Source organism: Chryseobacterium sp. IT-36CA2, assembly GCF_949767875.1.
GTDB lineage: Bacteria > Bacteroidota > Bacteroidia > Flavobacteriales > Weeksellaceae > Chryseobacterium.
This window is the reverse complement of sequence record NZ_CATKPG010000020.1, coordinates 862,980-875,664: the sequence shown is the minus strand read 5'-3', so window position 1 is coordinate 875,664 and position 12,685 is coordinate 862,980. Positions and strand designations below refer to the sequence as shown.

The following is a 12,685-nucleotide window of genomic DNA, read 5'->3' as shown; positions in this document are numbered from 1 at the left end:
TGTTTAGAGTATTATTAATCTTCCTCTTCTTCGTCGTACTTAGCCAACTCTTCGTCGCACCATTTGAACGCTGCTTCTACTACTTTAGTAGCCTCGTCTGCCATCGTTTCTTCATCATCACCTTCAAGATCATCTAACCACTCAACTTCTTCTTCCTCAACGTTTAAGATAAATCTTGGATATTCTGTATGAACTACGAATAGATCCTCTGGAAATTCCGAATTATCTGCTAATAAAAACTTTGGTAATTTCATTTTTTTAATGTTTTAACTTTCTCAAAGATAAATAAAATTATTGACTTAAAATTACTTCAAAAACATTTTTGAAACTTTTTCAGCTTTTTTGCTTTCTGAATAATCGTAGAACCCTTCGCCTGATTTTACACCAAGTTTCCCCGCTGTCACCATATTTACAAGCAATGGGTTTGGAGCGTATTTAGGATTTTTGAAACCGTCATACATTACATTCAGGATGGCAAGGCATACATCAAGACCAATAAAGTCTGCCAGCTGAAGTGGACCCATCGGATGAGCCATTCCCAGTTTCATTACTGTATCAATTTCTTCTACACCAGCCACTCCGTTGTAAAGCGTTTCGATAGACTCATTAATCATTGGCATCAAAATTCTGTTCGCCACAAAACCTGGGTAGTCATTTACTTCTACAGGAACTTTCCCAAGCGTTTTACTCATGTCATAAATAGCATCAAAAGTCTCTTTAGATGTAGAATATCCTTTGATAATTTCTACCAGTTTCATGATGGGAACCGGGTTCATGAAGTGCATACCGATCACTTTATCAGCTCTTTTCGTAGATGCTGCAATTTTGGTGATAGATATCGATGAAGTATTGGTTGCAAGAATACAGTTGGCAGGAGCCAGTTCGTCCATCTGACCGAAGATCTTCAATTTAAGATCCATGTTTTCTGTAGCAGCCTCTACAATAAGATCAGCAGCTCCTACTGCATCATTCAATGCTGTAAAAGTAGTGATGTTGCCTAAAGTTTCTGCTTTTTGCTCCTCTGTAAGGTTTCCTTTTGCAATGATTCTGTCAAGATTGGTAGTAATGGTTTTTAAACCTCTGTCTAGAGCTTCCTGGGATACGTCTACAAGATTTACTTTAAAACCGCTTTGTGCGAAAGTATGTGCAATACCATTTCCCATGGTTCCCGCTCCGATAACTACAATGTTTTTGATCATTTTTCCTTTATTTTTTATAGATAGTTAAATTTTTTAGGTCTGTAAGCTCAGATTGAGTGACAACAGCTGTAGAATCAAAGAAAACGTTTCCGACATTTTGATTTTTCTTACTGTTATTCTGATTAGAAATAGCCGCTGTTAATCCTCTTACAAGTCGTTTTTTTTGATTCTTTGTAAGAAAATCAGTACCAACATATAATGTATATTCGCCTTCTCTGCCTCTTCCTTTTTCTATCAGGATCTCCATACTTTTTATTTGGCTTTTATTCTTAAATTCCTTCAGAAAGCTTATGACAGGTTTATCAGATGGCGGACCACAGCATACGCTTCCATAGCTGATTTGTAAATAATTCTGATTCTTCTGAGAATAAAAGAATGTGAAAGCAAATAGAGCTGTTGTTAATATTAATTTCTTCATGTTAAAATCGCTTTAAAAATAAGCTTAAAATTTTATTTATTAAAATATTCCCAGACTTCCCTGGAAATATCTGAAATCATCCTGCAGTTAACTGTATCCGTTTCCGTTGAGTTACTGACGAATACAGCTAATGCATAATGTTTGCCATTAGGTAAAGTAATGATCCCAATTTCATTTTCCGCACCTGTTAAGCCTGCATTATTCTTCCCGGAAGATCCCGTTTTTCTTGCCACGGGAGTACTTTTCGGAAGCTGCTCTACCATTTTATTCAATCCCGTTGAAGTAGAAAGCATTACTTTCATCAGATATTCTGTAGATTTTTTGGATAATAATTTTCCGTCATAGAATTTTTTAAGGACATCTACTGCTGATTTTGTCGTGCTGTAATTTTCATACTGAACATTCCAGTCTTTATGCATGGCCTCTTCATTGTATTTGATCTGAAAACCTTTTACCCCTTTGGAATTAATGAATTTTTGTACTGTCTGAGTTCCTCCCAATAGTTTAAGAAGAATATCACATCCATTGTTATCGCTTTTGGCAACTGTATATTCAATCACTTCACTTAACGGAATCTCAACATTTCCTGCGGGATACTTATCACGAAGCGGCGACCATGTGTTCTCCAATAAATTTGATTGATCCAATTTGATTTTCTGATCCAGAGAAAGTTTCCCCTGATCTACTGCATTCAAAACCGCAGCGGCAATGTGAAATTTAAATACACTTTGCATGGGAAGCTTTTTGTCGGCATTTTTATCATATTTAAAACCATTTTCAAAGCCTAAGACAGAAACACCTACGGTTGCCTTTTTGTTCTTAAGAATTGAGTTTATTTTTTGTTCTAATAGAGAAGTCTGAGCAAACGTGAATGCTGAAATCAGAAGAAAAAGAAGTGCTGTTTTTTTCATAATAGTATCATTAAAAAAGCTCTCTTCTGAAGACCAAAAGAGAGCTGCAATTTAAGACAATTATTACTATTTTAATTCAAAATAATTCAGATTGGCACCATCATTTTCAAAGACAATTCTGATTTTATTTTCTCCTTTCTGAAGGTTGATGTTTTTTGCTGAAACGGTCTTCCAGTTCTCATTCCCTCCAGTGGATGCCAGCGGTATCGTAGCTAAAACTTTTCCGGAAGCCGTTTCAATTCTTATTTTAGAGGCATTGGCAGCTGAGTATCTGATATCAGCTGTATAACTTCTGTCTCCTTTAGACTGAACTGTGTACTGAAGCCATTCTCCGGTTTCTGTTTTTCCTACATAATATTGATTGGTAACCTTGTCGTTACATTTATAAATATCAACACCATCATTTCTCATCTGCTGTCCGGAGTTCCATTCCGATCTTTTAGCCGGATCACTTACCCAAAGGTTAATGAAATCTTTATCCAGATAGGCAGAACCCATTCTTCCCAAATCATATTCTGAAACGAATATTCTTCCCGGAGCCTGATGATTTTTGAACGGTTTTGTGGAAGCCTCTGTAATCTGTCTGAACATGGCATCAATCACATCTCTCTTAATCTCAGTATTGTTCAGCTTATAATTGTCTGCAATCTGTAGTAAAGCTTTTTTCGCATACTCTTTAGATGGTTTTTCACCTCCGTTTTTCCAATAATCCAATAGCTTTTCATATTCAGGCGTGATTTTCACATTGTTAATTCCTGCAATATTGTCAATCTTTTTCATCGGCCAGAATGCATACCCGATATTGTGCTTACCCAAAAGCTGAATAAGTTCGGTAAACCAAACGTTTGAATTCTCACCCGTTTCTCCAAGCCAGATCGGCATATTGTGTTTCTCTCTTAAATCCAGTGCGAATTTCAGGGTTTGATCATCATTGTAATTCCAGTATTTATGAAAACTGAAAGCCATATTATTATCCCAGATAGCCGGTAATCCGTTATAATTATTTCCCCAACCGTTTCCTTCAATGAAAATAATATGTTTTTTATCAACTTCTCTAATTGCTGCCGTGATATCCTTCTGAAGCTTCCAAAGTGGAGCATTCGACATTTCATCCGTACCATTAGGATTCTTGCCTGTGAAATTGATATTAGGTTCATTAATCAGGTCATAACCACCAATCCATGGATTGTCTTTATATCTTTCAGCCAGTCTTTTCCACAGCGCTACGGTTTTTCTCTGATTCTCTTCATTAGCCCAAAGCGAAGGTTTAGACTTGTCATTATCAGAAATATTGGCATCATTTCCCTGTCCTCCCGGAGCTGCATGAAGATCCAGGATCAGGTATATTTTATGATCTGTACACCATTGAAGAAGATCATCAGTCATTTTAAAACCTTCTTCCAGCCATGTATCTTTTCCTTTTGCAGGTTCTTTTTCAATCGGCAGCGTATAAAGGTTGTAATGCATCGGAAGCCTTATAGAATTGAATCCTGCTTTAGCTAAAAAGTCGATATCCTGTTTTGTGATTCCGTTTTTAAGATAAGCTTTGTAGAACTCATTCATTCCGTCTTCGCCAATCAATTCTGCAATTTTCTCCTTAATTTTATACTGAGGGCCTGCGAAATCAGCAGTTTTCAGCATATATCCTTCCTGAAGCATCCAACCGCCCAGCCCAAGGCCTTTCAATTGAATATTTTCACCTTTATCATTAACGATTTTCTTTCCTGAAGTTTTTAATAATTGTGATGTCCCAAATTGAGACAATAAAACTGCGGATAATAGAATGGCTCTTTTCATAGTAGTTCAATGGTTTAAAATAATAGGGAAATATTAGAAATTATAATGAATGATGACATCATAAAATGAAACGGTTTTCAGATCATTGAGTGTGTCGGATATCCATATATGTAAAACAAAATCTTTCAATATTGTATTGAATTATTCTTCAAATATATTGTTTTTTTATTTTGAAAAGGATTTTTTATTGATAAATCAGTAATTATTAATGAAAAGTTTTTATTTGCTGATGTAAATTGCAAATTGATCAAATAAATCTACAGCTTCATCAAACCGATTTTTAATCGATTCAACCTTTGCCTACTCAATATAATTCATAGCCGAAAAGGAAACTTTGCATTGATAATAATAAAAAATGCCACCTCATAACCCATTATTCTGATTATAAGATAGCACTGTATCTATTGTTGCTTAAAAAACAGCGTATTTTTAACTAATTAGTCTCATAATTTCCAAAGCCACTTTTAAAGCTTCAGTACCATCCTCAAGAGAAACCTCTACATTTTTATTGCCAGTGATAGCATCTGCAAAAGAATTCAATTCATCCAGAATAGCATTGTTAGGCTGGATATTCGGATATTCAAAAAGGATCTGGTTCTTTTCTCCTTCTGCATTTTCAATAATCATATCAAATGGAGTAGGGTTTTCCGGAGCATCCTTCATTCTGATTACTTCAGCTTTTTTCTCAAGAAAATCAACGGAAATGTAAGCATCTTTTTGGAAGAATCTGCTCTTTCTCATTGCCTTCATGGAAATTCTGGAAGTCGTAAGGTTGGCAACACATCCATTTTCAAACTCTATTCTTGCATTGGCAATATCCGGAGTTTTGCTTACTACACAAACACCGCTTGCGTGGATGTTTTTCACTTTAGATTTCGCAATACTTAATAAAATATCAAGATCGTGAATCATAAGATCCAATACTACAGAAACATCTGTACCACGTGGATTAAACTCTGCCAGTCTGTGGATTTCAATAAACATCGGTGTGCTGATGTATTCCTTAGTGGCAATAAATGCCGGGTTGTATCGCTCAACGTGTCCTACCTGAGCTTTGATACCTTTTTCCTGGCACAAACGAAGAATTTCTTCTGCCTGCTCAAGCGTCTGGGTTACCGGTTTTTCAATAAAGAAATGAAGACCTTTTTCGATGGCTTTTAGCGCATAATCATAATGATAAACTGTGGGAGTGACAATGTCAAGCATGTCAACCTGCTCAAGCAATTCATCAAAATTTTCAAAATATTTATATCCGAATTCGGCTTCTAATTTCTTTCCGTTTTCAACATCTTTATCATGGAAACCTACAAATTCATATCTATCAGACTGATTAAGAAGTTTTAAATGTATTTTTCCCAAGTGTCCGGCACCTACCAAACCTGCTTTTAACATAGCTGTATTAAATTTTTGTAAAGATAAGAAAGAAGTTATATTGGAGAAGTAGTTTTTGTGGATAATTCTTTTCTCCAATTTATAAAATCTAATTTCTAATTTCTTACTTTTGTCAAATGCAGGATTCGTTTGTACATAAAGGAAAAAGAAAGATTTTAGTTGAATATCTTCGACACAGAATTGGAATTTCGGATGAAAATGTACTTCGGGCGATGAGTGAAGTTCCGAGACATCTTTTTATTGAAAGTATTTTTGAAGACTTTGCTTATGAAGACAGGGCATTTCCTATTCTGGCGCACCAGACTATTTCCCATCCTTCCACGGTAGCGGAACAGTCTGAACTGTTGAAGGTAAAACCAGGCGAAAAAATACTGGAGATTGGAACAGGATGTGGATACCAGACCGCTGTTTTGATGGCTATGAAGGCTCATGTATACACCGTTGAAAGACAGAAAGATCTGTTTGATTTTTCTAAAAAGAAACTCAGAGAACTTCATTTGTTTCCAAAATTCCAAAGCTTTGGAGATGGTTTTGCCGGACTTCCTACTTTTGCTCCTTTTGATAAAATAATTGTGACCTGTGGAGCCTCCACATTACCGACAGAACTTTTGAAACAACTGAATGTCGGAGGAATAATGGTGATTCCATTGGGGCCAACAGATGAACAGGTTTTATACCGATTTACAAAAGTAAGCCCTACAGAATTTGAAAAAGAAGAATTTGGAGCTTACAAATTTGTTCCGATGCTTGGTAATACAAATCAATAGAACGGAATTGGTAAACCAGCTGGTCTCAAACACCAGTGCCTTATGAGAATCCATTTTATCAATAGAAATGGGTATTAGTCCATTTTTTTATAAAGCCAATACTCATCTGATTTAATTAAAATTTAAAATTTTTAACTCTATTTCGGAATGAAAATTGATGGAATTAAAATCCCTCAATCTTAAAATTCCTTATCAGGAAAAAATAAAATAGATACTGAACATTCAGATGAAAAGAAATAAATTTTTAATATTAAAGTTCAATAACCTTACTTTTTGCAAGTGAGGTTTTTTTATTTAAAAATCATTAAACATCAGTACAATGAAAGTTTTTATCAATAAAAGAATTCCTGAAGCAGGAATTGAAATGCTGGAAGAAGCGGGACTGGAAATTATATTACCGGAAAAAGAAAACCTTTCTTACGACGAATGGATTAACTATTGTAAAAATACAGACACCATTCTGAATGTAGGCGGAGACTTTAAATATGATAAGAATTTTTTTGATGCCTGCCCGAATGTGAAAGCCATTGCGTTATATTCCGTAGGATTTGATCATGTGGATATTCGGGAAGCTACTCAAAAGAATATTCCGATAGGAAATACTCCGGATGTTTTGAGCAGGGCAACTTCAGATGTAGCCTTTTTACTGATGCAGTCTGTGGCAAGAAGAGCTAGCTATAACTTTCAGAAAGTAAAAGATGATAACTGGGGAGGATTTGATCCTTTACATGCGCTAGGACAAGAGCTGTACGGAAAAACATTGGGGATTTTTGGATTAGGACGTATCGGTTATGAAATGGCTGAAAAATCAAAGAATGCATTTGGAATGAATATCATCTATCACAACCGCCGACAAAATGAAGAAGCAGAAAAAGAGTTGGGAGCAACCTATGTTTCTTTTGATGAATTGATCAAAAACTCAGATGTATTGAGTGTACATGCCAATTTTACCCCTGAGCACAAAGAATTATTCAGTTACTCCATATTTGAACAGATGAAGCCGGATGCGATTTTCATCAATACCGCAAGAGGCGGTTTTCACAACCAAAAAGATCTGTATCAGGCACTCGTAAATAAGAAAATCTGGGGAGCCGGTCTGGATGTTACCAATCCGGAACCTATGTCTGCTGATGATCCTATTCTTGGACTATCCAGTGTCTGTATTCTTCCGCATATTGGATCTGCTACTGTTGAGGCCAGAAACGGAATGGCAAGACTGGCTGCAGGAAATATCATTGCTTTTTCAAAAAATGAAAAAATGCCATATTGTGCAAATCCTGACGTTTATTCTGATCATTTATCCTAACTTGGAATTATTTTTGTTCTGATTATATAAACCTAAAATCTTAAATATCATGGCACCAGAGAAAAATATTAATGAACAAAACAAGAGGTTAGAACAAATGGATTATAACCCAAACGAAGATATATTTAAGAGAGAAAAACATATTTCGCTTGATGGAGACGGAAATCCCATTTTAGAAGAAGATTTTGATGATGATAAAATTGATAAAGGCTTAGATATCCCAGGTGCGGAAGACGATGACGAAATGGAAGAAATAGGCGAGGAAGATGAAGAAAATAACTACTGGAGTCTCAGCGATAATGAAGATGATCATGAAGAAGAAAACGATGATGTTTTAACCTAAACTTTGACGATACAAAAACCAGCCTTATTGAATTTCAGTAAGGTTTTTTTATGTTGAATAATGACTTCTTTTGATAAGGGCAATTCCCCTCCTTTGGAGGGGTGGATTCAAAAATTAAAGAATTTTTGAAGACGGGGTGGTTCCATAGTGCAGCACAATAAAATTCTCCAATTCCTTCATCATAATACTCAGATTATTCTTTACATCAAAATCACTGATTCTGAAAACCAATAGTCCTAAAGATTTGAGATATTCTTCTCTTATCCCATCATAAACCTGCTTTTCATCATGGCTTGAACCATCTATTTCTATAATAAGCCCCAGTGTTTTTACATAAAAATCAACGATATAATTTCCAATAATTCTTTGTCTGTCAAAATCAATTGTATGAAATTTTTTTGCACGGACTTTCTTCCAGAATATAACCTCACCCAAAATCCGAGCTTTGCGTTTTTCTTTTAATAATACCTTTAAATGGGGATTGTAGGGCAGGTTCTCAACGAAATTCCTACGGATCGGAATTTCGTTGATGACGGTAAGGATTTCTTTCATGATTGTTTGTGTTTTTAACCACCCCGTCCTCCAAAGTTCTCAACTTTGGAATCCACCCCTCCGAGGGAGGGGAATTCAGGTGCATCTTTTCAAATATAGTATTTAATATCAAATGGCGGTTGATTTACAGGTTTGATAATTTTCCCTAAACCCTAAGCCATTCTTTCCTTTCCCCTTGCCTATATTTCCTATTTTGAATATCTTTAAGACTTCAAACATTGTTTAAAACATAGACCTTTAAATAGCAATATGACATTCCAAGAACAGATACAGCAGGGGATTCCTAGTCAACTGCCACAACCAAAACCATACGAGACCAATATCAACCATGCTCCGAAGCGTAAAGAAATTTTAGGGGAAGAAGAGAAAAAACTGGCATTAAAGAATGCTTTACGTTATTTTGATCCTCAATTTCATGCAGAGCTGATTCCTGAATTTAAGCAGGAATTGGAAGATTACGGAAGAATTTATATGTACCGTTTCCGTCCGGATTATGAAATGAAGGCGAGACCAATTACAGACTATCCCGGAAAATCTGAGCAGGCGAAAGCCATTATGCTGATGATTCAGAATAACCTGGATTATGCCGTAGCACAGCACCCTCACGAACTGATTACGTATGGTGGAAATGGAGCTGTATTCTCAAACTGGGCACAGTATCTGCTGACGATGAAATATTTGTCGGAAATGAATAATGATCAGACATTGGTCATGTATTCAGGACATCCGATGGGATTGTTTCCGTCCCATAAAGATGCGCCAAGAGTTGTTGTAACGAATGGAATGATGATCCCGAACTATTCAAAACCGGATGACTGGGAGAAATTCAATGCATTGGGTGTTACCCAATACGGGCAGATGACAGCGGGAAGTTATATGTATATCGGTCCTCAGGGGATTGTTCATGGAACAACGATTACGGTATTAAATGCTTTCAGAAAAATCAAAAAAGAACCGAAAGGAGGTCTTTTCGTAACTTCAGGATTGGGCGGAATGAGTGGAGCTCAGCCAAAAGCTGGGAATATCGCAGGTTGTGTTACCGTATGTGCAGAAGTAAATCCAAAGATCACAAAGATCCGTCACGATCAGAAATGGGTGAATGAAATTCATGAAGATCTTGATTCATTAGTAAAAAGAGTAAGAGAAGCGCAGGCTAACAAAGAAACCGTGTCTTTGGCTTACCTTGGAAATATTGTGGAAGTTTGGGAGAAATTTGATAAGGAAGATGTAAGAATTGACATCGGATCAGATCAGACTTCACTTCATAATCCTTGGGCGGGTGGTTACTATCCTGCAGGACAAAGTTTTGAAGAATCTAATACCATGATGGCTGAAAACCCTGAATTATTCAAAGAAAAAGTTCAGGAAACATTAAGAAGACATGCTGCAGCGATCAATAAACATACAGCAAAAGGAACCTATTTCTTCGATTACGGAAATGCCTTTTTATTGGAAGCTTCCAGAGCCGGAGCTGATGTAATGGCCGAAAACCCGACATTAGGAAGAGAATTTAAATATCCAAGTTATGTACAGGATATTATGGGACCTATGTGTTTTGATTATGGTTTCGGGCCATTCCGTTGGGTATGTTCAAGTGGAAATCCGGAAGACCTTCAGAAAACTGATGATATTGCATGTGCAGTATTAGAAGAAATGGTTAAAAACTCACCTGAAGAGATTCAGCAGCAGATGAAAGACAATATCCAGTGGATCAAAGGGGCACAGGAAAATAAACTGGTAGTAGGCTCGCAGGCAAGAATTCTTTATGCAGATGCAGAAGGAAGAATGAAAATTGCAGAAGCCTTCAACAAAGCCATCAAAAATGGTGAAATAGGACCTGTAGTGTTAGGTAGAGACCATCATGATGTTTCGGGAACCGATTCTCCTTACAGAGAGACTTCCAATATCTATGACGGATCAAGATTTACCGCAGATATGGCCATTCACAACGTAATTGGTGACAGTTTCCGTGGAGCTACATGGGTTTCTATCCACAATGGTGGTGGAGTAGGCTGGGGAGAAGTAATCAATGGAGGTTTCGGAATGCTTCTTGACGGTAGCGATGATGCCGACAGAAGACTAAAATCCATGCTTTTCTGGGATGTGAACAACGGAATCTCAAGAAGAAGCTGGGCAAGAAACGAAGGTGCCGTTTTCGCTATTAAAAGAGCGATGGAAGCAGAACCGAATTTGAAAGTGACTCTTCCAAATCTTGTAGACGAAAATTTATTATAATCCATAAAATTCAGCATTGGCAGCCATCAACAAAAAACTGTTTTCACACCTGAACGTAGAGGATAGTGATCCTGTATGGGAGAAGTTTGCTGAGGTCGAATTTTCAAAGAAAAACATATTTACAGACAACAAAGCCTATCTTGTAGAAGATGGGCTTGTCCGTAAATACTACATCAACAGCACATCGGATATTGATACCGAAATCTGTGCAGAATTCTATTTTCCCGGTGATATTTTTACTGTGGAAGAAAAAAGCTCTGATACCGTTTACGAATCCATCAACAGAGGGCTGGCATGGGAAATCACCTTGGATGAAGTGAAAAACTTATTCGCTGTAAATCCACACTGCCGTTTTGTGCAGAACTACTATCTGAGCAGAAAGCTTAATGCTGCGATGAAAAGAGAAATGCTCCTGCTAAAAAATACTCCACAAGACCTCTATGAATATCTCTTGAAGAACAAACCTCATTATATTCAGAATATTCCTTTGAAATATCTCGCTTCTTATATTGGTATTACGCCAATCTCTTTAAGCAGAATCAGAAAAAGGATTTTGTAAATAAGCTAGAAATTTGAAGATAATAAAAGAACTTACTAAGACTATATTATCTTGCAGAGTTTTTTTAACGCAAAGTTTCAATTTTAAATCCACATTATAACTGAGCAAAGGATGAATCGATTTTCAATCGATTTGATGAAGCGTGCTCTTATCATTAGCTTAGACAACGGCTTTGCCCCTTAGAATCTGCAGTTAATAAATAAAAACTTTACGTTTATAAAGTCCTTATTGTTAATTCAAAGAAAAGACAATAGAAACTGTAGAGAAATAATCAAGTTCCATCTTCCATCCCCCAGCTCCCAACCTCGAAACATCCTCATTTATTATCTTTTGTTTATTGTCTTGCCTTCCGTAAGTCTCTTCCTTTGCTGAAAAAAGAATATGGAAATACAAAAATTAAACTGGGCAGGCATCCGCATTACTTCTCACAACAAAACGATCTTAATAGATGCTGTAGAAGATTTCTCTTACTATAAACCTGTATTGGGCGATGCTGTAGAGAATCTTATAGAATTTTTAGAGCATGTGCAGGCAGATTATATCCTCTTTACGCATATGCATCTCGATCATTTTGATAAAGGAGTTATCCGGAAATGCTTAAAGAAAGAAGGAAAATTAATCGTCTACAAAGGATTGGAATCTATTGTGAAAAAAATACTAGATGACGTAGAAATCATTGTGTTGGATCTTGATGAAACCTTCACAGAAAACAACATCACCTTCAAACCTGTATTTGCTATGGATGGAGTAGGAGAAATACAGTCTTCCTGGATCGTAGATGATGAAACGACCAAAATATTTCATGGTGGAGATACCATCTGGCACAATCAATTCTGGAAGCTTGGAAAAGAAAACCCAAACATAGATTATGCCTTCTTACCCGTAAACGGAGTAGTGGTTAACTTTGAGATCATCGGCTTACAATACAGCCCCGTTCCCGCTTCCCTTAATCTGAAAGAAGCCTTTGCAACAGCTCATCTTCTACATGCCAAAAAGCTGGTGCCCATCCATTACGGGTTGTTTGCGCATGAGAAATGCTACATCCCTCAGGTTTTTGATGAGCAGGATTTGAAAAACATTTCTGAGGAAGTAGGACAGGAGTTTATGGTTTTGAAAGATGGAGCAGTGTTGGTAGAATCTTAATTGATATTAGTAAGGGAAATTGTCATTCTGAATGAAATGTAATGGAGTGAAGAATCTCAATAT

13 protein-coding genes are annotated in these 12,685 nt (G+C 36.6%); 6 read left to right on the top strand and 7 right to left on the bottom strand.

The features are described 5' to 3' along the window. Positions 1-14 precede the first annotated feature (14 nt). From ACM6F9_RS11385 to ACM6F9_RS11360, 6 genes are all read right to left on the bottom strand, one after another. Positions 15-254, bottom strand: a complete 240-nt coding sequence (locus ACM6F9_RS11385) for a hypothetical protein (RefSeq protein ID WP_002977986.1) — start codon at positions 252-254, stop codon at positions 15-17. 51 nt (positions 255-305) lie between these two features. Next, the gene (locus ACM6F9_RS11380; RefSeq protein ID WP_185146806.1) at positions 306-1,196 is read right to left on the bottom strand and encodes a 3-hydroxybutyryl-CoA dehydrogenase; all 891 of its coding nucleotides are present in this window, start codon (positions 1,194-1,196) and stop codon (positions 306-308) included. A gap of 10 nt (positions 1,197-1,206) precedes the next feature. Beyond that, the gene (locus tag ACM6F9_RS11375) at positions 1,207-1,617 is read right to left on the bottom strand and encodes a hypothetical protein (RefSeq protein ID WP_414845839.1); all 411 of its coding nucleotides are present in this window, start codon (positions 1,615-1,617) and stop codon (positions 1,207-1,209) included. Positions 1,618-1,649: 32 nt separating this feature from the next. Next, the gene (gene bla-A / locus ACM6F9_RS11370; RefSeq protein WP_414845838.1) at positions 1,650-2,528 is read right to left on the bottom strand and encodes a CGA/CIA family class A beta-lactamase; all 879 of its coding nucleotides are present in this window, start codon (positions 2,526-2,528) and stop codon (positions 1,650-1,652) included. Between the two features lie 66 nt (positions 2,529-2,594). Continuing rightward, a complete protein-coding gene (locus tag ACM6F9_RS11365; RefSeq protein ID WP_414845837.1) occupies positions 2,595-4,325 on the bottom strand; it encodes a cellulase family glycosylhydrolase in 1,731 nt (576 codons plus the stop codon). A 429-nt stretch (positions 4,326-4,754) separates the two neighbouring features. Continuing rightward, positions 4,755-5,717 (bottom strand): Gfo/Idh/MocA family protein, encoded by a 963-nt coding sequence (locus ACM6F9_RS11360; protein ID WP_414845836.1) that lies wholly within the window; start codon positions 5,715-5,717, stop codon positions 4,755-4,757. A 116-nt stretch (positions 5,718-5,833) separates the two neighbouring features. Here ACM6F9_RS11360 and ACM6F9_RS11355 point away from each other — a divergent pair, with 116 nt between their 5' ends. From ACM6F9_RS11355 to ACM6F9_RS11345, 3 genes are all read left to right on the top strand, one after another. Then, positions 5,834-6,484: a protein-L-isoaspartate(D-aspartate) O-methyltransferase gene (locus tag ACM6F9_RS11355; protein ID WP_414845835.1), complete on the top strand. Its 651-nt coding sequence runs from the start codon at positions 5,834-5,836 to the stop codon at positions 6,482-6,484. A 319-nt stretch (positions 6,485-6,803) separates the two neighbouring features. Beyond that, positions 6,804-7,790, top strand: a complete 987-nt coding sequence (locus tag ACM6F9_RS11350; RefSeq protein ID WP_414845834.1) for a 2-hydroxyacid dehydrogenase — start codon at positions 6,804-6,806, stop codon at positions 7,788-7,790. 49 nt (positions 7,791-7,839) lie between these two features. Further along, a complete protein-coding gene (locus tag ACM6F9_RS11345; RefSeq protein ID WP_414845833.1) occupies positions 7,840-8,133 on the top strand; it encodes a hypothetical protein in 294 nt (97 codons plus the stop codon). Between the two features lie 114 nt (positions 8,134-8,247). Here ACM6F9_RS11345 and ACM6F9_RS11340 read toward each other — a convergent pair whose 3' ends face one another. After that, positions 8,248-8,685, bottom strand: a complete 438-nt coding sequence (locus tag ACM6F9_RS11340; RefSeq protein ID WP_414845832.1) for an endonuclease domain-containing protein — start codon at positions 8,683-8,685, stop codon at positions 8,248-8,250. A 249-nt stretch (positions 8,686-8,934) separates the two neighbouring features. On the opposite strand from ACM6F9_RS11340, the gene ACM6F9_RS11335 reads away from it, so the two are divergent. The 3 genes from ACM6F9_RS11335 (at position 8,935) to ACM6F9_RS11325 (ending at position 12,622) form a co-directional block, all read left to right on the top strand. Next, complete coding sequence (locus ACM6F9_RS11335) at positions 8,935-10,920, top strand: urocanate hydratase (RefSeq protein WP_414845831.1); 1,986 nt, start codon at positions 8,935-8,937, stop codon at positions 10,918-10,920. A gap of 16 nt (positions 10,921-10,936) precedes the next feature. After that, positions 10,937-11,479, top strand: coding sequence for a Crp/Fnr family transcriptional regulator (locus tag ACM6F9_RS11330; protein WP_414845830.1), 543 nt, complete (start codon positions 10,937-10,939; stop codon positions 11,477-11,479). A gap of 381 nt (positions 11,480-11,860) precedes the next feature. Beyond that, complete coding sequence (locus tag ACM6F9_RS11325; RefSeq protein WP_414845829.1) at positions 11,861-12,622, top strand: MBL fold metallo-hydrolase; 762 nt, start codon at positions 11,861-11,863, stop codon at positions 12,620-12,622. The last annotated feature ends 63 nt before the right edge of the window (positions 12,623-12,685 follow it).